Source organism: Streptomyces sp. NPDC048434, assembly GCF_043200375.1.
GTDB lineage: Bacteria > Actinomycetota > Actinomycetes > Streptomycetales > Streptomycetaceae > Streptomyces.
This window is the reverse complement of the sequence record NZ_JBICXQ010000002.1, coordinates 164,219-184,755: the sequence shown is the minus strand read 5'-3', so window position 1 is coordinate 184,755 and position 20,537 is coordinate 164,219. Positions and strand designations below refer to the sequence as shown.

Annotated in this window: 28 protein-coding genes and 1 tRNA gene; 6 read left to right on the top strand and 23 right to left on the bottom strand. The window is 71.0% G+C overall.

Annotated features, from left to right (window positions below; genetic code table 11):
* Nucleotides 1-68: 68 nt before the first annotated feature.
* Nucleotides 69-287 carry a hypothetical protein gene (locus ACGFWI_RS03165; protein ID WP_393904168.1) on the top strand — a complete coding sequence of 73 codons (219 nt, stop codon included), beginning with the start codon at nt 69-71 and terminating at the stop codon, nt 285-287.
* Nucleotides 288-365: 78 nt separating this feature from the next.
* On the opposite strand, the gene ACGFWI_RS03160 is transcribed toward ACGFWI_RS03165, so the two are convergent.
* Nucleotides 366-644 (bottom strand): hypothetical protein, encoded by a 279-nt coding sequence (locus ACGFWI_RS03160; protein ID WP_393904167.1) that lies wholly within the window; start codon nt 642-644, stop codon nt 366-368.
* Between the two features lie 386 nt (nt 645-1,030).
* On the opposite strand from ACGFWI_RS03160, the gene ACGFWI_RS03155 reads away from it, so the two are divergent.
* Nucleotides 1,031-1,270 (top strand): GntR family transcriptional regulator, encoded by a 240-nt coding sequence (locus tag ACGFWI_RS03155; protein WP_393904166.1) that lies wholly within the window; start codon nt 1,031-1,033, stop codon nt 1,268-1,270.
* A gap of 97 nt (nt 1,271-1,367) precedes the next feature.
* On the opposite strand, the gene ACGFWI_RS03150 is transcribed toward ACGFWI_RS03155, so the two are convergent.
* From ACGFWI_RS03150 to ACGFWI_RS03135, 4 genes are all read right to left on the bottom strand, one after another.
* The gene (locus tag ACGFWI_RS03150) at nt 1,368-1,802 is read right to left on the bottom strand and encodes a hypothetical protein (RefSeq protein WP_393904165.1); all 435 of its coding nucleotides are present in this window, start codon (nt 1,800-1,802) and stop codon (nt 1,368-1,370) included.
* Between the two features lie 5 nt (nt 1,803-1,807).
* On the bottom strand, nt 1,808-3,067 hold the full coding sequence (locus ACGFWI_RS03145; protein WP_393904164.1) for an amidase domain-containing protein: 1,260 nt from the start codon (nt 3,065-3,067) through the stop codon (nt 1,808-1,810).
* A gap of 2 nt (nt 3,068-3,069) precedes the next feature.
* Nucleotides 3,070-3,387, bottom strand: a complete 318-nt coding sequence (locus ACGFWI_RS03140; protein ID WP_393904163.1) for a WXG100 family type VII secretion target — start codon at nt 3,385-3,387, stop codon at nt 3,070-3,072.
* Between the two features lie 243 nt (nt 3,388-3,630).
* Nucleotides 3,631-4,956 (bottom strand): amidohydrolase family protein, encoded by a 1,326-nt coding sequence (locus ACGFWI_RS03135; protein WP_393904162.1) that lies wholly within the window; start codon nt 4,954-4,956, stop codon nt 3,631-3,633.
* Nucleotides 4,957-5,029: 73 nt separating this feature from the next.
* Here ACGFWI_RS03135 and ACGFWI_RS03130 point away from each other — a divergent pair, with 73 nt between their 5' ends.
* Entirely contained in the window at nt 5,030-5,581 is a 552-nt protein-coding gene (locus ACGFWI_RS03130) for a MarR family winged helix-turn-helix transcriptional regulator (RefSeq protein ID WP_393904161.1), read from the top strand.
* Between the two features lie 269 nt (nt 5,582-5,850).
* On the opposite strand, the gene ACGFWI_RS03125 is transcribed toward ACGFWI_RS03130, so the two are convergent.
* The 6 genes from ACGFWI_RS03125 to ACGFWI_RS03100 form a co-directional block, all read right to left on the bottom strand.
* Nucleotides 5,851-6,324: a VOC family protein gene (locus ACGFWI_RS03125; RefSeq protein ID WP_393904160.1), complete on the bottom strand. Its 474-nt coding sequence runs from the start codon at nt 6,322-6,324 to the stop codon at nt 5,851-5,853.
* A 200-nt stretch (nt 6,325-6,524) separates the two neighbouring features.
* Complete coding sequence (locus tag ACGFWI_RS03120; protein ID WP_393904159.1) at nt 6,525-7,334, bottom strand: hypothetical protein; 810 nt, start codon at nt 7,332-7,334, stop codon at nt 6,525-6,527.
* A gap of 469 nt (nt 7,335-7,803) precedes the next feature.
* Nucleotides 7,804-8,640, bottom strand: coding sequence for an RNA polymerase sigma factor SigF (locus ACGFWI_RS03115; protein ID WP_393904158.1), 837 nt, complete (start codon nt 8,638-8,640; stop codon nt 7,804-7,806).
* Nucleotides 8,641-8,830: 190 nt separating this feature from the next.
* Nucleotides 8,831-9,640, bottom strand: coding sequence for an RNA polymerase sigma factor SigF (locus ACGFWI_RS03110; protein WP_393904157.1), 810 nt, complete (start codon nt 9,638-9,640; stop codon nt 8,831-8,833).
* 222 nt (nt 9,641-9,862) lie between these two features.
* A complete protein-coding gene (locus ACGFWI_RS03105; RefSeq protein ID WP_393904156.1) occupies nt 9,863-10,156 on the bottom strand; it encodes a Dabb family protein in 294 nt (97 codons plus the stop codon).
* 135 nt (nt 10,157-10,291) lie between these two features.
* Nucleotides 10,292-10,456, bottom strand: a complete 165-nt coding sequence (locus tag ACGFWI_RS03100; RefSeq protein ID WP_393904155.1) for a hypothetical protein — start codon at nt 10,454-10,456, stop codon at nt 10,292-10,294.
* Nucleotides 10,457-11,229: 773 nt separating this feature from the next.
* On the opposite strand from ACGFWI_RS03100, the gene ACGFWI_RS03095 reads away from it, so the two are divergent.
* Both ACGFWI_RS03095 and ACGFWI_RS03090 read left to right on the top strand, forming a co-directional pair.
* The gene (locus ACGFWI_RS03095; RefSeq protein ID WP_393904154.1) at nt 11,230-12,009 is read left to right on the top strand and encodes a DUF2127 domain-containing protein; all 780 of its coding nucleotides are present in this window, start codon (nt 11,230-11,232) and stop codon (nt 12,007-12,009) included.
* A 33-nt stretch (nt 12,010-12,042) separates the two neighbouring features.
* Nucleotides 12,043-12,525: a hypothetical protein gene (locus ACGFWI_RS03090; protein ID WP_393904153.1), complete on the top strand. Its 483-nt coding sequence runs from the start codon at nt 12,043-12,045 to the stop codon at nt 12,523-12,525.
* A 264-nt stretch (nt 12,526-12,789) separates the two neighbouring features.
* Here the strand turns inward: ACGFWI_RS03090 and ACGFWI_RS03085 are convergent.
* The 4 genes from ACGFWI_RS03085 to ACGFWI_RS03070 all read right to left on the bottom strand — a co-directional run bounded on the left by ACGFWI_RS03085 (nt 12,790) and on the right by ACGFWI_RS03070 (nt 14,590).
* Nucleotides 12,790-12,876: transfer RNA gene (locus tag ACGFWI_RS03085), tRNA-Ser, on the bottom strand.
* 79 nt (nt 12,877-12,955) lie between these two features.
* Nucleotides 12,956-13,537, bottom strand: a complete 582-nt coding sequence (locus ACGFWI_RS03080) for a nucleoside deaminase (RefSeq protein WP_393904152.1) — start codon at nt 13,535-13,537, stop codon at nt 12,956-12,958.
* 70 nt (nt 13,538-13,607) lie between these two features.
* Nucleotides 13,608-14,162 carry a hypothetical protein gene (locus ACGFWI_RS03075; protein ID WP_393904357.1) on the bottom strand — a complete coding sequence of 185 codons (555 nt, stop codon included), beginning with the start codon at nt 14,160-14,162 and terminating at the stop codon, nt 13,608-13,610.
* Nucleotides 14,163-14,371: 209 nt separating this feature from the next.
* Entirely contained in the window at nt 14,372-14,590 is a 219-nt protein-coding gene (locus tag ACGFWI_RS03070; RefSeq protein WP_393904151.1) for a hypothetical protein, read from the bottom strand.
* Nucleotides 14,591-14,765: 175 nt separating this feature from the next.
* Here ACGFWI_RS03070 and upp point away from each other — a divergent pair, with 175 nt between their 5' ends.
* Complete coding sequence (gene upp / locus ACGFWI_RS03065) at nt 14,766-15,401, top strand: uracil phosphoribosyltransferase (protein ID WP_393904150.1); 636 nt, start codon at nt 14,766-14,768, stop codon at nt 15,399-15,401.
* A 76-nt stretch (nt 15,402-15,477) separates the two neighbouring features.
* On the opposite strand, the gene ACGFWI_RS03060 is transcribed toward upp, so the two are convergent.
* The 8 genes from ACGFWI_RS03060 to ACGFWI_RS03025 form a co-directional block, all read right to left on the bottom strand.
* Nucleotides 15,478-16,125: a LytR C-terminal domain-containing protein gene (locus tag ACGFWI_RS03060; protein ID WP_393904149.1), complete on the bottom strand. Its 648-nt coding sequence runs from the start codon at nt 16,123-16,125 to the stop codon at nt 15,478-15,480.
* Nucleotides 16,126-16,278: 153 nt separating this feature from the next.
* Entirely contained in the window at nt 16,279-16,575 is a 297-nt protein-coding gene (locus tag ACGFWI_RS03055) for a type II toxin-antitoxin system VapB family antitoxin (RefSeq protein ID WP_030084955.1), read from the bottom strand.
* A gap of 218 nt (nt 16,576-16,793) precedes the next feature.
* Nucleotides 16,794-17,408, bottom strand: a complete 615-nt coding sequence (locus ACGFWI_RS03050; RefSeq protein WP_393904148.1) for a DUF4232 domain-containing protein — start codon at nt 17,406-17,408, stop codon at nt 16,794-16,796.
* Nucleotides 17,409-17,782: 374 nt separating this feature from the next.
* Nucleotides 17,783-18,460, bottom strand: a complete 678-nt coding sequence (locus ACGFWI_RS03045; protein ID WP_393904147.1) for a hypothetical protein — start codon at nt 18,458-18,460, stop codon at nt 17,783-17,785.
* Complete coding sequence (locus tag ACGFWI_RS03040) at nt 18,457-19,161, bottom strand: RNA polymerase sigma factor (RefSeq protein WP_393904146.1); 705 nt, start codon at nt 19,159-19,161, stop codon at nt 18,457-18,459. Before ACGFWI_RS03040 ends, ACGFWI_RS03045 begins: the two co-directional genes overlap by 4 nt.
* A 39-nt stretch (nt 19,162-19,200) precedes the next feature.
* Entirely contained in the window at nt 19,201-19,764 is a 564-nt protein-coding gene (locus ACGFWI_RS03035; protein WP_393904145.1) for an LAETG motif-containing sortase-dependent surface protein, read from the bottom strand.
* A 134-nt stretch (nt 19,765-19,898) separates the two neighbouring features.
* Entirely contained in the window at nt 19,899-20,135 is a 237-nt protein-coding gene (locus ACGFWI_RS03030; RefSeq protein ID WP_393904144.1) for a hypothetical protein, read from the bottom strand.
* Nucleotides 20,132-20,521 (bottom strand): ArsR/SmtB family transcription factor, encoded by a 390-nt coding sequence (locus tag ACGFWI_RS03025; RefSeq protein WP_393904143.1) that lies wholly within the window; start codon nt 20,519-20,521, stop codon nt 20,132-20,134. Before ACGFWI_RS03025 ends, ACGFWI_RS03030 begins: the two co-directional genes overlap by 4 nt.
* Between the last annotated feature and the right edge of the window lie 16 nt (nt 20,522-20,537).

Below are 20,537 nucleotides of genomic sequence, written 5' to 3'. Positions count from 1 at the left end.
CCTTCGCGGGAGCCGCATACGCGCCCCAGGGGTGCCCCTCCGCCCCCGGTTCGCTAGGGTCCTTCCCCATGGCGACCAACCCGCAGAACCAGGCCGGCGGCAACTACGACCCGGCGGGCAGCACGCAGATGTTCCGGGCCTTCGTGGACGAGGGCGGCACCCCGGAGGCCGGCAGTCGCCGCGCACCGGCCCCGCAGCAGTCGGCCGGCCCCCGTGTGGGCGTCATCGTCGGCGTGATCGTCGCGATCCTGGTCATCGCGGGCGCGGCGTGGCTGGCGCTGTCGTAACCGGTCGCTCTGCAGCCGTCTTCATGCGTACGGGGCCCGGCATCGCGATGCCGGGCCCTTGATCTTTCTGCCCGCCGGTTACGTCACGCGCCCGTCCCTGCTCTCCGCGATCCGCAGCGCGTCCCGCAGCGCTTCACACAGCCTGTGGACACAGAAGCGCAGTTCCCGGGCGGTCGCCTCCGCTGGCCCGTTCAACAACTCGGCCGCGTGCCGGAGCAGCTCCTCGCCGGTGCCGAGTTGAGCCTCTTCCATGTCGTCGGCGAGCCGGGACAGATACCCGCCGACCTCATCGGTGGAGAGGTAACAGCGCTGCCCGTCCGGCCCGCTCCAGGGCAGCAGCCGCATCCCGCCGCTCATGAGCTGACCGCCCTCTCACGCAGGAACGCCCCCTCGCACCACGCCTCTTGGCGCTCGTGCGCGAGGAGGCAGGGGCGTACGAGGAGGGTGGCGTCGCCATCGAGGGGGGATTCGGGTCGGCGGCGGAGGAGAGGCCGACGCGCCGGCCGCTGTGGCCGGTACGTGACGGCGGGGGCGGGGCGAGTCCGGCGCTTCCTTAACCGGGCGAGAGGGCTGCGCATAAGGTTTTGCATGTCGACGCTCCTTGGACAGCGTGGGCCGTGCCCCGGGACCGTTGCAGCGGTCGCCGGGGTCTTTGCCGTGCCACCGTAAGCGGTCCTATTAGCCCCTGTCTATAGCTATGCCTCTCTATGCCTGTCTAATTACCCGTGCGTACAGTCCCGTTCGTGATGGAGTTCGACCCGACGTTGCCCAAGTGGAAACAGATCGCCGACGTGATCCGAGCGCGGATCGCGGACGGCACATACCCTCCACGCCAGCTCATCTCCGAGGTGCGGATGGAGCAGGAGTTCGGTGTCGCGCGCGTGACCATTCGTAAGGTCACCGCCGCCCTCCGGGAGGAAGGGCTCATCGTCACCACCCCTGGGATGGGGTCTTTCGTGACTGAGCGGCGACCGGACGCCTGACGCGGGCTCTCGTGCCCCCGCGGCTTTCAGCCCCACAACGGAACGCCGCCCCGGCCGCCACCGTCCTTGAGCAGTGACACCCAGGGCGCCTCAGGCCCTAGCCCTCACACAGCGGCTTCCCGATATTCGTGGCTGTCTCGGCGGCGTCTTTGTGGGTCAGGGCGACGGCCACGGCCGTCAGGGGAATCATGAATCCGGCGATGACGACGAAGAACGTGGGAACCCAGCTCCGCCAGCCGGACGTGGGCTGGATCCTGCCACGGCGTACGGCGCGGGACATCAGCAGGTAGGCGAGTGTCGCCGCTACGGCCGCGAGCAGGCCGCCGTAGGCAGATGCGAAGTGCGTCCACGGCACCACCATGTAGCGACAGGCAGCCGATTGGTGGTGGATGTGGGCGCTGGACAGCGCCAGGGTTGTGGAGAAACAGGCGACAGCGGCCGCCGAGAGCAACGGCACCGGAAGAGCCCTTGCCCACCAGCCCCGTGAGGGGCGCTGCGGCCGCGCATCGTGGTGTGTGTCTGCCTCTGCCATGGCTATCAGTACCAATCCGGGTGCGGGCGGACGATGCGGATCTTCTGCTGCCCTTCCGCCTCTTCCGTTGCCGGCAGGCGGCCTTGCAGGCTCACGTTCTGGTACGAGTCCTGGTGCTGGGTGTACTTGATCTCGCCGTCCGGCGTCACGGACGTGACCACGGCAGCGTGGTGGGTATTGCCGTGCGCGTTTTCGCCGCCGGGTCCCTGCTGCTCGTAGTAGATGACGTCGCCGGGCCGGGCCTGGGACTGCGGGACTTCCTCCCCGCCGTGTTTGAGCATGAAGTTCTGCTGGTTCTCGGCCCCGGCCCAGGACTTGGAGTAGTACATGCTGGAGTCCCACCAGTCATTGCCGATGCCGCTCTCGTGCCCCCAGGTGTCGTCACCGCGTGCGCCGGACCACGGATCGAGTTTCTTCTGCATGCCCGCGTGGTCGAGCGCCTCGGAGACGAAGTTGGTGCAGTTGTTCTTGAAGTGGATCGGATCGTCCTTGTTCCAGTTGTCCAGCGCGTATTCCACCATCTTCACCCGGTCGAACTTCCCGTCCGTGCCACGCATTTCACGTTTCGTGCTCTCGGGAATGCCTTCAAGGTGGGCGAGTTTCACCGGCTCGGCCCGCGCCATGTCGTACTGCTGCTTTTCGCTCAGGCCGTTCCACCAGGCGCGTACCGCCGCCGGGTCGGTGTTCGGCTTCGGGATGTCGGCGGCGAGCATGTCCATCTCGACATGCGAGGCGCGGTTCTGCTCCTTGAGGGCCTTGTCCGGGTCGCTGATGCCGACCGTGCCCGCCAGGCGGTACAGCTCGGCCGATGTTTTTTCGTCCGCTTCCGTCGCCTGCCGCAGTGCCTGTTCGCGCAGGGCGACGATGTCGTTGTAGGCCTGCTGCTGGTCCGCGCCCGCGTTCGGGGCGGGGCATTCCAGCGGCATGCCGTCATCGCCAAGGGGAAGGTCGTGAGCCCGTGAGAGATCGGTGATCTGGCATGCGGTGCTCATCGCCGTATCCAGGCTGGTGTGCATGCCTTCCATGACCATTTTGACGCTGAGCAACAGGTCGTAGGCCGACTCCAGTTGATTCGCCAGCTTCACGAAATCGCCGGCCGCCGCACTGCCGACTTCGTCCGCCCAGTGGTCGGCGAGGGGCTTGGCGCCCTGCTCACGTACGTCGTTCGCGGCGTTCAGCGCGTACTTCGCCAGCGCCGCCCAGTCGTCCGCGGCGTCCTTCCACTTCCGCGGGTGGGCGCTGATGAGTTCCGAATACGTGACCACGGTCAGTGCCTCCCCAGGTCCCGCATGCCGGCCCGCAGTCTGGAGACGGCTTCCTGGTCCGCGGCGTCGTAGCCGTCGGCGGAGTCCTGCAGCCGCTGCCCCAGTTCGCCCATTCTCTTGGCGAGCGCGATCATGTGATCCTGCCAGGCGGTGCGGCACGACATGACGGCGTTTCCGGACTTCCAGAACATGGCGTCGTAGTAGACCTCTTGAGAGCTGTCGAGGACATGTGACAGCCGCCGCTGAGTGTCGCTCGACAACGCCTTCATGTCATCGCCGGTGCCGCGCACCTTCGCCGTGTCCACCCGTATGTCACCCACGGGTCCCCCCAATTGCGTTCGAACTTCTCTGCATTGGTCCTGTGCATGACCAGTGCAGCCGTACCGGAGCACCGTACGAGAGGCGAACAGGACTGCGCAGGAAGGGCGCTGACCAGGCGGTTCCGGAGGAAAACACGGCAGAATGATCAAGGCGGACGAGTCGCCCACCGAGCCGCGCGAAACGGCTCCCGGCATCCTCGCTTTCTCGTACCGGACCTCGTACCGGACCCCGTTGCGAGCCCTCTAGGACCTCGACGCCCCGAGGCGTTCGGCCGCACGGTGGGCCTCGGTCAGTACGCCGCCGAGGTTCCCGTACAGCAGCTGCCCGTTGCGTTTGACCGGGCGCCCGTCCACCAGGACCGTGTCGACGTTCCCAGGGTGTGCGGCGGTCACCACCGCACCGATCGGGTCGTGCGCGACCGGGGCGAGGTTGAGCGCATCGGCGCGCAGCAGGACGAGATCGGCGCGCTTGCCGACCCCCAGTGACCCCACCTCATCGCCCAGGCCGAGCGCCGCGGCTCCCTCGACGGTGGCCATGCGCAGCACATCGGCGGCCTTGACCGTGTGCGTCCCGGCGGTGTCGTCCTCGTCGAAGTGGCTGCTCATCAGCGCCGCGCGCATCTGCGAGAACATGTCGCCCGGTGCGGAGGTGACCGCGTCCGCGCCCAGCCCCGTGGTGACGCCCGCCCGGCGCAGCCGTCCCGCCATCGGTGCGCCGAACCGCATCGAGGCCTCGATCGCCGGCGTGATCGCGACCGCCCCGCCGGACTCGGCGATCAGCCGCAGCTCGGAGTCGGGCAGCGAATTGCCGTGTACGTACAGGGTGCCGGAGGTGAGCAGGCCCTGTTCCTGGAGGGCGGCGACCGGCCGCTGTGCCACCGGCCCGGCGCTCACATGGACGGCGACGGGCAGCCCCAGCTCGCGGGCGAGCAGCCAGTCCTCCCGTACCGCCTCCGCCGGCGCGAAGGAGGGGCCGACGGGCGCCAGAGCCATCGTGACCAGCGCATCGCGCGACGGGAAGTGCTCGGTGCGGGCCTTGCGCACCCAGTCGGACTGCCGGGCGGAGTCGTCGAAGACGGGGTAGCCGTAGCCGAAGAGGGCACGGATTCCCGCCTCCTTCAGCGCCTCGACGGCGGCCGCGGTGTGCTCCGGCGTGTACTGGACGTGCGAGAAGTCCTGGACGGTGGTGACCCCCGAGTCCAGGCACTCCAGCGCGCCGAGGAGGTTGCCGGTGTACACATCGGCGGGCGTGAACCGGGCGGCGAGGTCGCCGAGGATCCGGCTGAAGTAGCTGTCGAGGCTCTCGTCGACCGCGGCGGACCGCAGCACTCCCTGCCACAGATGCCGGTGGGCGTCGACGAAGCCGGGCAGCACGATCATCGTGCGGGCGTCGATCACCTCCAGGCCGGCATCGGTGTCATCGAGCGGCAGGCCGGGGCCCACGGCGGCGATCCGGCCGTCCTCGATGAGGACGTCGGTGTGCGGGTGGACGACGGGGTGGGGGGCGGTGTCGATGACCAGGCCGCCGCGCAGGAGCAGTCGCGGTGTGTGGTGGCGCTCGATTCCCATGGCAAGTCACCCTCTACACATTCGGAAGAAAGCTTTATAGAAAGCTATCATGATGGTGAACTATCCTGCAGAGGTGACCGCAGCACCCGGGCCAGGCCCCGACCCCGTCGATGCGCTGCTGAGCGCCTGGCGCACCGAGCTGCCGGATGTGCTCCGCCCGACGACGGAACTGTCGAAGCGGATAGCTCAGCTGGCCGGCGCCCTGGACGCGGCCACCCGTGGTGTGCTGCCCGAACTCGGCCTGACCGTCGCCGAGTTCGACATCCTGGTTGCCCTGCGCAGGGTCGGCGAGCCGTACCGGATGAAGCCGAACGAACTGGTCCGTGCCCTGCTGCTGTCCTCCGGTGGCATCAGCAATGTCGTCAACCACCTCGCCGGCCGCGGACTCGTGCTCCGCGAGCCCTCGCCGGACGACGGCCGCAGCACCATGATCCGGCTTACGCCGGACGGGGTGCGCACCGCCGAGCGCGCCGTCCGCGCCAATGCCGACGCCCATGAGGCGGTCTTCGCCGAGGCGTCCCCCACGGCAGTGAACGCTGCCGCCCGTGCGCTGCGCGAGGTGGGCGTACACCGCCGCCCCGTACCGCGCCCGATACGAACGGGGCGGAATCCCAGCCGGTCCTGAGGTGACGGCGGCCCGGGGTGCAGCGGGGCGTCACGGGCTACGGTCGTTCCCGGCGCGTCACGGATGACGGCCGCTCCCGGGGTGTCCCTACGACGGCTGTACCCGGCGCGTCCCGGACGACGTCCGCTCCCGGCGAGCCCCGGACGACGGCCGCTCCCGGCGCGTCCCTGACGACGGCCGCTCCCGGCGCGTATCGGCGAGCCCCGGACCGTGGCCGGCCCGGGGCTCCCGCGGCGCGTCACCGATGGCCGGGGCGCCTGGGTGCTGCCCTACGCCTGATCGGCCGCCCCGTGGAGGGCGGCGATGTCGATCTTCTTCATGCCGAGCATGGCCTTCATGGCGCGGGTCGCGCGCCCCTGGTCCGGGTCGTTCAGCAGCTCCGCCATACCGCCGGGTGCGATCTGCCAGGACAGGCCGTACTTGTCCTTCACCCAGCCACAGGGGCCCTCCTCGCCGCCTTCGGAGAGCTTGGCCCAGTAGTAGTCGATCTCGTCCTGGTCGGCGCAGTTGACCATCAGGGAGATCGCCTCGTCGAAGGTGAACTCGGGGCCGCCGTTGATCGCGGTGTACGCCTGGCCGTCGAGCTCGAACTCGACCGTCAGTACGGTCCCCGCGGGGCGCGGACCTGCCTCGTTGTAATAGGTGACGGTCTTGATCTTCGAGTTCGGGAAAACCGAGCAGTAGAACTCCGCGGCTTCCTTGCCCTGGGTGTCGAACCAGAGGTTGGGGGTGATCTGGGGCATGGTCTTCTCCCTGAGACGGGTCGCTGCCGGTGGCTGCGTCTGTGCCTCTTCAGACCGTCGCACCGGTCGGAACTCATCGCTCTTCAGGGAAGCCATTCGACTCGTCCCTGAGGGTCGATTTTCGGCCAGGTCGGCAACGGGTGCGGCGGCAGGGCGGCGGCAAGCACGGCCCGGGAGGGGGACGGCCGCCGCGCGTCCCCTCACTTCCAGCTGAAGGTCACGTCCTGGGTGTCGAGGTGCATGCCCATGGGCACCCGCCAGCTGTCCACGCACACCCGCCAGGTGCCGGTCTGCTTCCTGCCCACGGCGAGCGGCAGCGGAAGGGCGTGGGTGGAGGTGCGGGTGGCCCAGTCGATGCCGAGGGCGCCGATGATGTGGGTGCCGAAGGTGACGGTGCCGGCGGTGACGGGCCGGTCGCCGTTGTTGAGGAAGTCCAGCGTGACCTTCTGGCACCAGCGGACGTCGGTGCCGGCGAGAGCGGGCTTGCCTATCAGCAGGCCGTCGGGGGCGTCCGGACCGGCCGGGATGGTGGGGGAGGGCGGTGCGGGAGCGGGGGAGCCGTGCGGCGGGGTGGAACCTCCGGGGCGGGTGGGGGAGTTGGGTGCGCCCGGCGAGGACGGGGACGTGGCGCCGTCGCCGTGGCCGGTGTGCGCGCCTGCGGGTGGTGCGGAGGAGCCGGGCGGGGCGCCGGATGCGCCGGGGGCTCCCGTGCCGTCGGCCGCGTCACCCTTACGAGATCCGGCGGGAGACCCCGGTCCGGACCGGCCGGTACCCGCACTGCCGCTGTTGCCGTCTCCGCTACGGCCGCTGCGGCCTCGGTCGCCGTCCAGCGGGGTCAGCTTGACGCCGCCCTCCGGCGGTACGGCCCGTGCCGGCGCGTGATCATCGGCGGGGCCTGCCGCGCCCACCGCGACATATCCCTGGTTCGCCGAGCTTCCGCAGCCGGTGAGCAGAACACCCAGACCCAGCACGGCCGCGGAGGCGGCGGCCACAGTCGTCGTCCGTCGCATCGGGCCAGTGTTACTGACGGTACGTCAGGTGTACAGAGGTCGGTCGCGCTGCTGAAGTCTGGCCGGATCGCGGCTCTCGTGCGGCCGGAAACACGCGGCCTCAGCTTTGGCTGGGCTTTCGGCATCGATCCGCAGGACGGGGAATGCAGAAGGTGCCTGCTCCACCGTGGTGGGCTCACCGCTGACGGCGTCGGCCGGCTGACACTCACGGACGACGGGCGGGTGGCTTTGGCCCGTACCAAGTCCCTGCTCGACGGGCTGCGTTCGGAGATCCCTGAGGGCGTCGGAGGATGCGCCAGCGGAATGGCACGAAACGCGGTGCACAAACGGGGGTCACGAGCCCTCGTCCGGCCCCTCATGCGGCCGGGCGCGCGCTTTTTGCGCCACGCCCCCGCATTCCTCCCTGCGCCTCTGTTAACTGTCCGCCGAGCGGCACGGAGTGCCTTGCGGCCCCTCGGCGGACCGTTCCTCAGTCGGAGATGAGGCCCTCGCGCAGCTGCGCCAGGGTGCGGGTGAGCAGGCGGGAGACGTGCATCTGGGAGATGCCGACCTCCTCGCCGATCTGGGACTGCGTCATGTTGGCGAAGAAGCGCAGCATGATGATCTGGCGCTCGCGGGCCGGGAGTTTGGCCAGCAGGGGCTTGAGGGACTCGCGGTACTCCACGCCTTCCAGGGCGCTGTCCTCGTAGCCGAGGCGGTCCGCGAGGGAGCCCTCGCCGCCGTCGTCCTCGGGGGAGGGGGAGTCGAGCGAGGAGGCGGTGTACGCGTTGCCGACGGCCAGGCCGTCGACGACGTCCTCCTCCGACACCCCCAGGCACAGGGCCAGTTCGGGGACGGTTGGGGAGCGGTCCAGCTTCTGGGAGAGCTCGTCGCTGGCCTTGGTGAGGGCGAGCCGGAGCTCCTGGAGTCGGCGCGGGACGCGTACCGACCATGACGTGTCGCGGAAGAAGCGCTTGATCTCGCCGACCACGGTCGGCATCGCGAACGTCGGGAATTCCACGCCGCGTTCGCAGTCGAAACGGTCGATCGCCTTGATCAGGCCGATGGTGCCGACCTGGACGATGTCCTCCATCGGTTCGTTGCGGCTGCGGAAGCGGGCGGCCGCGTAGCGCACCAGAGGGAGGTTCAGTTCGATGAGCGTGTCACGGACGTAGGTACGTTCCGCGCAGTCCTTGTCGAGCGAGGCCAGCCGCAGGAACAGGGAGCGGGAGAGCGTGCGGGTGTTGATGGCGTTGTCGTCATGCACGTGTGGTGCGGGCGCGGGAATCGCGGCAAGCACCTTCGAGCTGCCCAGTTCTACGGACATGCCACCCCCTTGAGGTCGCGGTCGGGTCGCTGCGGCGTCCTCGGGCCGGGGTGGACCGAGGAGTGATACCTCCACCTGAATACCGGAGGCAGCGCTACGGCAAACGCGGTTCCTGCAGAATGTCACATGTCGGCAACACGCTGTAGCGCCTTGTCGACATATCTGTGCAGGAACGGGTCGCTCATCCCGGCTACGCGTCGATCCTGTTTGCGGATCGCAGTCGGGCGAAGCTCCGCGACAGTAGCCGCGAGACATGCATCTGCGACACCCCCAGCTCCGCACTGATCTGTGACTGCGTCAGATTGCTGTAGTAACGCAGCAGAAGGATCCGCTGCTCCCGCTCGGGCAGCTGGACGAGAAGGTGCCGTACGAGGTCGCGGTGCTCGACACCGGCCAGCTCCGGGTCCTCGTATCCGAGGCGGTCGAGCAGTCCGGGCAGGCCGTCGCCTTCCTGGGCGGCCTCCAGCGAGGTGGCGTGATACGAGCGGCCGGCCTCCAGGCAGGCCAGGACCTCGTCCTCGCCGATCTTCAGCCGCTCGGCGATCTCGGCGGTGGTGGGGGAGCGTCCGTGCAGCACCGTCAGATCCTCGGTCGCGCCGTTGACCTGCACCCAGAGCTCGTGGAGACGGCGCGGCACATGGACCGTACGGACATTGTCTCGAAAGTAGCGTTTGATCTCGCCGACGACGGTGGGCATGGCGAAGGTGGGGAACTGGACACCCCGGTCCGGATCGAACCGGTCGATCGCATTGATCAGGCCGATGGTGCCGACCTGGATGACGTCCTCCATCGGCTCATTGCGGCTACGGAAGCGCGCCGCGGCATAGCGGACCAGTGGCAGGTTGGCTTCGATCAGTGCGGCACGGACCCGGGTGTGCTCGGGGGTGCCGGGCTTGAGGTCCGTCAACTCCGCGAACAGCACCTGCGTGAGCGCCCGCGTGTCCGCGCTTCGGCTCTCGCGGGATGGAGCCTTGGGCGCAGTACGGGCCGTCACGGTCACGCCACCCTTCACAGTGCATGTATCCGGCAAAAGCGGTCATAGCATCACAAGACATGTGCACTGTGTGCAAGCACCCCATAACGCCGTGTTGAACAGAGAGTTGAGTGGGTGCGGAGCCGTTGGGGGGCGGGTGGGCGGCGGTGGGCGCCCGGGGGTACGGCGAAGCCCCCCGCCCACGGGGGGCGAGGGGCTCGGCGAGGAGAGGTGCGGAAGTGCCGCGGCTCAGAATTCGTAGTCGGCGATCACCCAGGTGGCGAATTCGCGCCACTGAGCTGCGGCCGCCTGGTGGGCCGGGTGCTCGATATAGCGCTTGAGGGCGTCCGTGTCGGCCACGGCGGAGTTGATCGCGAAGTCGTAGGCGATCGGGCGGTCGGTGATGTTCCAGGCGCACTCCCAGAACGTCAGCTCCGGAATCTCGCTCTCCAGTGCCGCGAATGCGCGGACGCCGGCCCGCACCCGCTCCTCGTCGCGGGAGACACCATCGTTGAGCTTGAACAGGACCAGGTGGCGGATCACTGGGGGCCTCCGTGTGGCGGACGAGGCGCAGCCGGGCCGGTGGGCCGACTGACCGGGGCTGGGGCGCCGGCCGAACGCGGGCCGAGCCGGTCCCTCGGGCGGCCCCTTGGGTCCGCCGGCCGGATCGGGCGGTCCCTACTTGATCAGCGACGTCATGAACTCGCCGACGCCCTGCGCGGCGGTCGAGATGCCCTCGAAGCCTATCTGGACCATTTCGGCGGCCCGCTGCGGGGAGGTGATGATCGTGTACAGCACGAAGACGATGACCATGTACAACGCGATCTTCTTCGCCTGCACCATCAGTCCCGTCTCCCCTACGCAGTCCCCTACGGCAGTACCTGCACCTCCCGGTTGCAGTCGGGCGAGTGTAACCACACGTGTTCGATCGCGGGAGCCGAGCCCACGAGTCGTCCGCGGCCGCCCGCCGGCCACGCGGTCCGCGTCGGCACTGATCCGGACTTCCCGGTACTGATACGGACTTTATGGACCAAAGGCCTGTCAAAGGAGGTCCTTCGCCCGCCTGTTGGGGCGGGTCTCCCCAGGCACCATGAGTGGAGTGGCCCGGTGGATCTGGCAGGAATCCACGGGCCCGGGACCAGGGCCCCGCTGCGGGGTCCGCGCCGTGATCGTCCCGTGACGGCGGCGCGGACCGGGGGGCTCGGTCCGCATCGGGGGGAGCGGCCGTCTCCTGACACCGCTCCCGACCGGACAGGAGCTCCGCCTCCGAGCCGCCCCTGGATGCCACGGGGGGTCCCAGGACACGGCCCGGCGGCGGGGCTCCGTCTCGTGCGCGGTGGCCGGGTGCGCGCCGTACGGGGTTACGGTGTCCGCGGCCGCCGGTTCCCCGCCACGGGTTGCCGCTGTGGGCCCGCGGCCGCGCGTCTGCAACCACGCGGAGGGCCTCCGCGTCTCCCACCTCGTACGACTCGGGCGCCCCCGTACGTCGTAGGCCTCGAAGCACCTGGTCGGCACGCCCGGCATGCATCATGTACGCGACAGCAACGGAGCGCGGAAGCGCGCCGCGCCGCGGCGTGCGGCCGCGTGGGACGACGAAAGGAACACAGGCTCCAACGATGAAGATCGACTGGGACCGGCGTACCTGCGCGCGCCGCGGGCACATCACCTACCTCCCGCAGGAGGAGCACCTCCGGAACAAGCTGCGCGCGGACACCGCGCTTGGCGAGGCCTGGCGCTGTCTGCGCTGCGGCGACTTCGCCCTCGGCGACCCGCACGGCTCGGGTCCGGCCGCCGACGCCCCGCTGGTCCCGCGCGGCAAGGTCCTGCGCGATCTGTTCATCCTGCGGTTCCTGGCCGTCGAGCGGGCGGTGCGCGGAGTGTTCATCGTGCTGGCCGCCGTCGGCGTTTGGCAGTTCAGCAACCGCAAGGACGCGGTCCGCCAGTTCTTCGACGAGTACATCGCCGTGCTCCGCCCGGTGGCCCGGCACTTCCATTACGACCTGGACCACTCACCGGTCGTCGGCACCATCCAGAAGACCTTCGGCTACCGCCACTCCACTCTGCTGCTGGTGGCCGCGCTGCTGCTGGTGTACGCCCTGGTGGAGATCATCGAGGGCGTGGGCCTGTGGCGCGCCAAGCGGTGGGCGGAGTATCTGACGGTGGTGGCGACGGCGGCCTTCCTGCCGCTGGAGATCTACGAGCTGACCGAGAAGATCAGCTGGCTCAAGATCGCCACGCTGGCGGTCAACATCCTTGCGGTGCTCTACATCGCGCTCACCAAGCGGCTCTTCGGGCTACGGGGCGGCCGCGCGGCCTTCGACGAGGAGCGGCACAGCGCCTCTCTGATGGAGGTCGAGACCTCGGCCGGCGTGCCCGCCACCGCCCATAATGGCTGAACGCTCGATCCAAGGGGGAAACGAAGAATGCCCATGAACTCCGAACCGCGCGAGCCCGATTCGTCGTACGCGGCGGCCCGGCCGGCCCAGGGCGGACCCCGGTCGCCCCTGACGCGGCGGCGGCCGGCCATCGTGCTGGCGCTGCTGGTCGGCCTGCTGGCCGCGGCCGTCGCACCGGCTACGGCGGCGAGCCGCGGCGCGGTGGACGGTGCACGGGCGGCGGCCACCGCGAGCGCGCCGAGCCGGAGCGCCGATGCCTCCCGGCTCGCCGCCGCCCCCGCGCAGTCCGCCGGCTACCGCCACCACAGCGCGCACCACTCGGCTCCGCTCAAGACGGTCTTCAAGTCCAAGAAGTCGAAGTGGAAGTCGAAGACGAAGAAGAAGGGCGGCTTCTTCAAGAAGCTCGGCATCTTCCTGGTCGTGCTGTTCGTCCTCTTCCTCATCGTCGTGGCCCTGGTGATCTGGCTGATCGTGCGCTTCTTCCGCCGCGCGGCGCGCAACCGGCACAACGACTAGCCATGCCCTACGGGCCGTCCCGGCCCCGCGGCGCGTCCGTCCCGGCGGGCGCGCCGCTCTTTGCTGTGCGGCCTCTTCAACGGCTCCCGGCCGGCCCGGTCGTCCCGGTGGACGGGGCAGGCGGGCTCCCGGCCACCGGTACCCCCGCCGGGTTATACGGGAACCCGCGCATCGCTGCCGGTCCGCGCCGAGCCCCCATACGACGATGCCCCCGGACACGACGAAGGCCCCGATCCGTAAAGATCGGGGCCCTCGTCCTCTGAGCGGTAGCGGTGGGATTTGAACCCACGGAGGAGTTGCCCCCTCACGCGCTTTCGAGGCGCGCTCCTTCGGCCGCTCGGACACGCTACCGAGAGAGAGCTTAGCCCACCGGTGGCCGTGCGCCGAAATCGGATTCCGGGGCGGGGCCGGCGCGGGGTCGGGCCGCCCGTCAGCGGTCGCGGAAGAAGTCGGTCAGCAGGGCCGCACAGTCGGCTTCGAGGACGCCGGTGATGACCTCGGGGCGGTGGTTGAGACGGCGGTCACGGATGACGTCCCAGAGGGAGCCGGCCGCGCCGGCCTTGGCGTCGCGGGCGCCGTAGACGACGCGGTCGACGCGGGAGAGCACGATCGCGCCGGCACACATCGTGCACGGTTCCAGGGTGACGACGAGGGTGCAGTCGGTCAGCCGCCACCCGCCCGCCCGTCGCCCGCCGGTACCCGGGGCGGCATCTTCACCGGGGCCCGTCCGGGGGGAACCAGGGCCCGGTGCCTTCTCCCGCAGGGTCCGGGCCGCGGCCCGCAGCGCGAGGATCTCGGCGTGGGCGGTCGGATCGCCGGTGGCCTCACGTTCGTTGTGGCCGGTGCCGAGGACCGTGCCGTCCGCGGACAGCACGACGGCGCCCACCGGGACGTCACCGGTCCCGGGGGCGCGGGCGGCCTCGCCCAGCGCCTGCCGCATCGGTGCGATCCACGGATCGCGCAGCGGGTCGGGTGCGGGGGAGGGGTGAGAGGCGGATGGGGGGACGGTCATGTCCCCAGTGTCGGGGACGTGACCGGGGGCGGGGCCCAGGCCCTGAGGGCACGGGCCCGGCATGGCCGGCTCAGCGCACGGCTTCGAGGACCTCCGTGCAGCCCAGCGAGTCGGCGATGGTGCTCAGCGCATCACCGTCGAGGGCCAGCAGCTCCTTCTCGCTGACGCCCAGGTCGGTCAGCAGGGCGGCATCGCCGAGCGGGCCGTGCGGTGGGCCGTCCGAGCCGTTCACCGCGTCCAGGGGGTCGTTGTCGTCGTCGTCATGAACGTTGTTGTCCGATTCGGGTTCGCCGTCCTCCGTGCCGTCCAGGTCGAGGCTGTCGAGGTCATCGGCCGCGTCGTCCTCATCGCGGCCGAGCAGCTCGTCGGTCAGCATCGCGCCGTACGAGCTTTTGGCGGCGGCGGCGGCGTTGGAGAGGAAGACCCGCGGGTCGTCCTCTCCGTCCACCCGGACGACGCCGAACCAGGCGCCCTCCTGCTCGATGAAGGCCACCACCGTGTCGTCGTCGACCGCCGCCTCTCGGGCCAGATCGGCCAGATCGGTCAGCGTCTCCACATCGTCGAGCTCCGTATCGCTCGCTTCCCACCCGTCTTCGGTGCGCGCGAGCAGTGCGGCGAAGTACACCGTGACTCTCCCACTGGTCATAGGCGTGCCGGGCCGGGCGGGGCGGCGCTGCACGCCGTTGGTCCCGCCCCTTCGGAATCGTGGCAGAAACAACGCGTTCGCGCGGGGTCTTCGGCGCTGCGTCGTGCGGAGGTTGTGCGAGATGTCGCTCACGTGCCGCAGTGCAGGCGGGGCGCGAGGGGGGTTCGCTACCAGCGGAACGGGCTCCGCTACCAGCGGAATGTGCGCATCCGCAGGGCCTGGCGCATCCGTTCGGCACGTGCGCGACGGGGCTGGACGCGGTTCCGCAGCTCCTTGGCCTCGTGCAGTTCCCGCAGAAATTGTGCGCGGCGCCGTCGGCGCGCCGCTTCCGCTTCGGCGTCGAGGGCCGCGCCCTCGTCGGCGGAGACGGCGTCGTTCGTGTCATGGGTCCGCTTACGGTCGGGCACACGCACACCACCTCGGGCGGGGTCTTCGCCCGACGGCAGGACGGCTGATCGGGCGTACGTGCCCCCTTTCCCTCCTTTCGGTGGATTGATGCCGATCACACCGCGCCGCCGTGAGCGGCTGCCGGGTGCTGCACGGCGGGCGCTGCGGCCTTCCGGCTCGGTTAGTGTCGATGCCATGCGGATCCACGTCGTCGACCACCCGCTGGTGGCGCACAAACTCACCACACTGCGCGACAAGCGCACCGACTCCCCCACCTTCCGGCGGCTCGCCGACGAGCTGGTCACCCTGCTCGCCTACGAGGCCACCCGTGATGTGCGCACCGAACAGGTCGACATCGAGACCCCCGTGACGCCCACCACCGGTGTGCGGCTGTCGCACCCGCGCCCCCTGGTGGTACCGATCCTGCGGGCCGGTCTGGGCATGCTGGACGGCATGGTGCGGCTGCTGCCCACCGCCGAGGTCGGCTTCATGGGCATGGTCCGCAACGAGGAGACGTACGAGGCGCACACCTACGCCACGCGGATGCCCGATGACCTTTCGGGCCGTCAGGTGTACGTCGTCGACCCGATGCTCGCCACGGGCGGCACGCTGGTCGCGGCGATCCGTGAGCTGATCAAGCGCGGTGCGGACGATGTCACCGCGATCTGTCTGCTGGCCGCGCCGGAGGGCGTGGCGGTCATGGAGAAGGAGCTGGCCGGCACGCCGGTGACGGTGGTCACCGCGGCGGTCGACGAGCGGCTGAACGAGGCCCGCTACATCGTGCCGGGTCTCGGCGACGCGGGGGACCGGATGTACGGCACGGCCGGCTGAACGAGCCGCCGGCTTCCCGCCTGATCATGGTCCGGGCCCTGCACCACGGGTTGGTGCAGGGCCCGTCCGCATGCGGTCAGCACTTGTCGTCGGTGGCGGGGACCGGGGACGGGTGGGTCAGCAGGGCCAGGGACTTCGCGGCGTTCTGCTGGGTGGTCAGGTCCTTGAAGGTGTCACCGATGATCAGGTCGAGCTCGGCGCCCTTGCGGTCGTCGGTCTTCTGCTGAGCGCCGGTGAGCTGGGTGGCCAGTACCTTCAGCGGGGCGTCGGCCGCCTTGGGGCCGAGCAGTATCCCGGAGCCCTTGACCTTCTTGTCGTAGGCGGCAGGGGCGTTGCCCACCTTGCCGATCTTGAAGCCGCGCTTCTGGAGCTCGTCGGCGGTGCGCTTGGCGAGTCCGGAGCGCGGGGTGGCGTTGAAGACGTTGACGGTCAGCGTGCCGGGCGCGGGTGCTTTCCGCGCGGCGGTCCTGGCCTGCGCCGCGTCGGCCTTGCCGCTGTCCCGGCAGTGCTGTTTGTCCGGGGCGGCCTGGGCGGTACTGCCACGGCCACCGAAGACGTCGATGAGCTGCAGGGTCCCCCAGCCGGCCAGGCCGAGGGCGCAGGCCGTGACGACGAGGGTGAGGACGATCCGGCGACGGTGGCGGGGGCGGCGCATCCGCGGATACCTGTCGCCCGTGATGCGGTACTTCTTACCGCCCATCCCTGGGGGCGTCAGCATGCTCATGGGCGCAGCGTAGTGCGGGAGACAGGCCGTGCCTACTAGATGATCAACGCGTCGCGCGAGACCCAACCCATAAGGGTCAATACGGACAGGGCGGGTTGGGCGGCGCCGGGCGGTAAGAGGGGATTTCCGGTCAGTTGGCCAGGGGGCTGCGCGTCAGCCCAGTTCAAGCACGCGGGCGTGCAGCACCTGGCGCTGCTGAAGAGCCGCGCGTACCGCGCGGTGCAGCCCGTCCTCCAGATAGAGGTCGCCCTCCCACTTCACGACATGCGCGAAGAGGTCGCCGTAGAACGTCGAGTCCTCGGCGAGCAGCGTTTCGAGATCGAGCTGCTGCTTGGTCGTCACCAACTGGTCGAGGCGTACCGGGCGCGGGGCGACGTCCGCCCACTGGCGGGTGCTCTCCCGGCCGTGGTCCGGGTACGGCCGCCCATTTCCGATGCGCTTGAAGATCACACGGAAAGCCTACCGGGCGAGCGGCACCGGGCGCAGCCATGCCGCAGCAACGCAAAAGGATCATTGACGGCAAATTTGGCTCATTGGGGAGGGGCGACCCGGAGGATATGGCCGGATGCGACCCGAACGGCCTAGGGGCTGATCGAGGGATCACGGCCGGGGCCGCGGTGCGTCCCGAGGGTCAGGGGTGCCTTTTGCCACGGTCCGGTCCTGGGTCGTCACCACTTCCGGGCGGCCGTCAGGTTCGGCTGCCAGTACGTGACCGTGGCCGTGTGCGGGTCGACGTGGATGGGGGAGCGGCCGTCCAGGCCGACCTGGGTGGGGGCGGCGCGGCGGGTCAGTGCGACGCCGAACTGGGAGATCTTCCGGCCCCGGTGGCCGTTGCCGCCCGGCCTGCCGGTGGCGGAGGTGGTGATCGTGGCGTATGCGGTGTCGTCGGGCGCCAGTGAGACCACGGTGGCCGGGCGGCTCGTCTCGATCGCGGGGAGGGCGGCGTGCCGGTCGTCGCCGAACCGCAGCAGGGGGTAGGGCTGGGCGGCGAAGTCGCAGGTCCGGCCGGAGGAGTTGGTGACCGTCAGCAGCATGCGACGGTCCCGCCGGGGCAGCGCGCCGGCGTGGAATCTGAGCATCTCGGGGGTGCAGGCGACCCGGCCGTTGGGGCCCGGGGGGTTGTCGCCGTCGTCCGGGGAGGACGGGGTGGGGGCCGGTGATACGGCCGTGACGGGGTTGCCGGCCCTGTTGCCGGGGACGCCGTGGCAGGCGGCGGTCAGGGTCAGCGCGGCGGCGACGAGGAGACCGGCGGCGACCCGGCGGGTGGTGGCGGTGAACGGCATAGGGGGCTCCCCGGGACGGTGGCGTGTACACGACCTTCGGCGCGGGTGCTGGTGATCCGCTAACGCACGGCTAACGCAGGCGGGTGGTTTTGGCCCCGTCGGCCGCCGCGGCTTGAGGGCGGGCTCGCCGTCCGGGCGTTCGCGGTCTTCCTGCCGCGTGGTGCACGGCCGGGGGCGCCCGGCGGCCGCGGCCCGCGGCCTTCGGCCGGCTCGCCGGGGCCGCAGTGCGCGGCGTTGGTCGGTCGGCCGTGGGCCCGGCGCACGATCGTAGCTGCCGCGCCGGTGACCGCTGTTCCTCGGGTACGCGGTGGGACCGGGCGGACGGCCGTCGACGGACCCGGCGGGGCGGGGGTGTGTGACCGTCAACGAGGCTCTCAACTGTGCGTTGGTGACGGGGAGTTGCCGCTGTCACCCGCCCCGGCGCTGCCCTGCGGGGTGGGGGCGTGCGACGGGGTGGTGGAGGGCGGCAGGGCGGTGGCGGAGGGACGGCCGTCCGGCTGATCCGTCGGCCGGGGGGTGGGGGTATCCGAACGGGAGTGGTGCGGCGGCCGGGCCGGGTCGGTGCCGGGCGCCCGCGAGCCGGCGGTGCGGTCGGGGTCTGCCGACGGGCGGCTCGGTGACGGGTCGGGGGTCGGTCCCGTATGGGTCGGGGTCGGTGTGGGGGCGACGGGGCTCGGTGGTGTCGCGGGCACGGGTCGATCCGGCGGGGTGCCGGGGGCGGTCGCCAGATAGCCGATCACGACGGCGACGGTCGCGGCGGCCGCGGCCAGCGGCAGTCCGAAACGGCGCAGCCAGGGCCGTTGCGGACCGGGCAGCCGGCTGCGGCGGGAGTGCGGTCCCGGGGGTGCGGCGGGCCGCAGGTCCCGGACGGCGATGCTCTCGGCGCGCGCGGCGAAGGCCCGGCGCAGCCGGTCTTCCACGGGCCGCCCGGATGCGGCGCCGCCGGGGCCCGTGCCGCTGCCGCCGCCTCCAGGGCCCATGGCGCCGATGCCGCCCGCGCCGTCGCCAGGCCCGCTGCCGGCGCGACCGCTACTCGTGCCGGGGCCGCTCATGACCGCTCCTCCAAGATCTTCTCCAGCGAGTTCAGTGCGCGGCTGGCGATCGACTTCACCGAGCCGCGGCTGATGCCCAGCGTCGTCGCGATCTGCGCTTCCGTCAGATCGCCCCAGTAGCGCAGGACGAGCACCTCCCGGCGGCGGGCGGTCAGCCCGCTCAGCGCGGCGAACACCTCCCGGTGCTCCTCGTCCAGCACGATCCGCTCCTCGGCGGACGGCGCATCCGCCTCGTACGGCGGGGTGTAGTCGCGTGCGGTACGCCGGCGCCGCAGCACCGAGCGGGCGGCGTTGACGACCGCGGTGCGCAGATAGGCGAGCGCATTGTCGACCTCGCCGAGCCGTTCGCCGTGCCGCTTGTAGAGCGCGGCGAACGCGTCCTGGACGACGTCCTCGGCGGTGGCGCGGTCGTCGACGAGCAGGACGGCCAGCCGGACCATGTTCAGCCGGTGTGCGTGGTAGAGCTCGCTGATCGTCGGGCGTGGCTCCGGAGGCGCGGGGGAGCCGCCGTCCGGCAACCGGGCCCCGACGTCTGCCGGTTGGCCGTACGCGGGGTGCCGGGGCGGGTGGCCGGGGCGCGGTGATTCGCGGTGGGCGGCCGCCGGGCGGGCGGTGCGCAGCAGCCACCGCCACAGGGCAGGCCGGGGCCCCGGCAGGGCGAACCGTACCGGGGCGTGCTGCGGGCCGGCGGAGTACTCCATCGATTCCTCGGGCTGGGGCGGGCGGCCTGGCGCGGTGGCTCAGCCGCGCCGGCGGCGGACCGCGTAGACGGCGCCGCCACCCGCGGCGATCAGGGCCGCGGCACTGCCGCCGAGCGCCATGGTGGTCGTGGAGGAGGCCCCGGTGCGGGCGAGTTCCTTCTCGCTCCCGGAGCCCTTGGCGGGGGCGGGCCGGGCGCTCGGCGAGGGGCCGTCACCACCCTTGCCGGGGGAGGTCGGCGAGGCACTGGGCCGGGGCTCGGCGCTGGTCGGCTGCGGTCCCGGGCGGCTGGGGGAGGCGCTGGGCCGGGGCGTGCCGGGCACGGTGGGCCGGGCGGTCGATGCCGGCGGGACGCTGGTGGCCGGTTCGGGCGTGGGCCGGGCGCTGCCGCCGGCCGGCCGTGGGGCGGGCGACGGGGTCGCACGGCCGGTGTGCGGACGCTGCGGCTGCGGTGCCCGGTCGTCGGCGTGTGCGGTGCCGGCCGTGGACAGCGCGGCCAGGGCGAGGGCGGTGACCAGCCCGGCGCCTGCCGCGCCGCGCAGACGGGGGCGGGTGGCGTACGGCCGGAAACCGGCGGAGGTGCGGGGGATACGGGGGAACTTCACGGTCGGCTGCTCCACGTTCTTCGACGGGGCGGCGCCTGTTGGCGCCCTCACCCGTGACGACGTGCGGCGGGGACGGGGGTTGCCGGGCAGTGCGGAAAATCTTCCGCGGTCCCGCGCCCGCCCACCGGCCGCCGTCAGCCCACGCTGTGCAGCAATTTCTCCACGGCCTTGACCCGGTCGCCCAGCTCCGCCAACTGGGCGCTCATCGTCTCCTGTTGGACGGTGACCCGTTCCGCGAGCTTGCGGTACTCGGCCAGCGCGGCGGCATCCGCGCGATGCCGCTGCAGCTTGAAGTACGACGCCACGATCGTGGTGATCGAGGCGAAGATGATCGCCAGGACTGAAATCGGGATGATGGTGCTGCCGTTCATGTACGGGTCCCCCTAGGGTCGTTCGGTCCCTCCGCGGCCGACGGCTCCACCGCGCCGTCCGCGTCCCCGGTCTCCTGCTGTGCCGCCGCCCCGGACCGGTCCTCCTGGAGGGCCGCGAGGACGGTGGCCAGGTCCAGCTTCAGCTCGAACGGCGTCAGTTCGAAGTACTTGAGCGCCTTGCCGTCCTCGGACAGCTCCAGCCGGCCCGCCACCAGACCGGCCTTCTCCAGGCGGTCCAGATGCATGTAGAGCAGCGGCCGGGACATCTCCAGCCGGCGGGCCAGTTCGCTGACGTAGAGCCGGCCACCGGCAAGTTCGGCGATCACCCGCAGCCGCTGCGCATGGCCCACGGCGGACAACAGGGCCAGCAGCTCCTCGCTGTTCATGGCCCACCTTCTTGCC

Bases quoted from the DNA above. Each gene is read 5' to 3' on its own strand.
- ACGFWI_RS03165 (WP_393904168.1), top strand. From the start codon at position 69: ATGGCGACCAACCCGCAGAACCAGGCCGGCGGCAACTACGACCCGGCG.
- ACGFWI_RS03160 (WP_393904167.1), bottom strand. From the start codon at position 644: ATGAGCGGCGGGATGCGGCTGCTGCCCTGGAGCGGGCCGGACGGGCAG.
- ACGFWI_RS03150 (WP_393904165.1), bottom strand. From the start codon at position 1,802: ATGGCAGAGGCAGACACACACCACGATGCGCGGCCGCAGCGCCCCTCA.
- ACGFWI_RS03135 (WP_393904162.1), bottom strand. From the start codon at position 4,956: ATGGGAATCGAGCGCCACCACACACCGCGACTGCTCCTGCGCGGCGGC.
- ACGFWI_RS03125 (WP_393904160.1), bottom strand. From the start codon at position 6,324: ATGCCCCAGATCACCCCCAACCTCTGGTTCGACACCCAGGGCAAGGAA.
- ACGFWI_RS03120 (WP_393904159.1), bottom strand. From the start codon at position 7,334: ATGCGACGGACGACGACTGTGGCCGCCGCCTCCGCGGCCGTGCTGGGT.
- ACGFWI_RS03115 (WP_393904158.1), bottom strand. From the start codon at position 8,640: ATGTCCGTAGAACTGGGCAGCTCGAAGGTGCTTGCCGCGATTCCCGCG.
- ACGFWI_RS03100 (WP_393904155.1), bottom strand. From the start codon at position 10,456: ATGGTGCAGGCGAAGAAGATCGCGTTGTACATGGTCATCGTCTTCGTG.
- ACGFWI_RS03095 (WP_393904154.1), top strand. From the start codon at position 11,230: ATGAAGATCGACTGGGACCGGCGTACCTGCGCGCGCCGCGGGCACATC.
- ACGFWI_RS03090 (WP_393904153.1), top strand. From the start codon at position 12,043: ATGAACTCCGAACCGCGCGAGCCCGATTCGTCGTACGCGGCGGCCCGG.
- ACGFWI_RS03080 (WP_393904152.1), bottom strand. From the start codon at position 13,537: ATGACCGTCCCCCCATCCGCCTCTCACCCCTCCCCCGCACCCGACCCG.
- upp (WP_393904150.1), top strand. From the start codon at position 14,766: ATGCGGATCCACGTCGTCGACCACCCGCTGGTGGCGCACAAACTCACC.
- ACGFWI_RS03060 (WP_393904149.1), bottom strand. From the start codon at position 16,125: ATGAGCATGCTGACGCCCCCAGGGATGGGCGGTAAGAAGTACCGCATC.
- ACGFWI_RS03050 (WP_393904148.1), bottom strand. From the start codon at position 17,408: ATGCCGTTCACCGCCACCACCCGCCGGGTCGCCGCCGGTCTCCTCGTC.
- ACGFWI_RS03045 (WP_393904147.1), bottom strand. From the start codon at position 18,460: ATGAGCGGCCCCGGCACGAGTAGCGGTCGCGCCGGCAGCGGGCCTGGC.
- ACGFWI_RS03040 (WP_393904146.1), bottom strand. From the start codon at position 19,161: ATGGAGTACTCCGCCGGCCCGCAGCACGCCCCGGTACGGTTCGCCCTG.
- ACGFWI_RS03030 (WP_393904144.1), bottom strand. From the start codon at position 20,135: ATGAACGGCAGCACCATCATCCCGATTTCAGTCCTGGCGATCATCTTC.
- ACGFWI_RS03025 (WP_393904143.1), bottom strand. From the start codon at position 20,521: ATGAACAGCGAGGAGCTGCTGGCCCTGTTGTCCGCCGTGGGCCATGCG.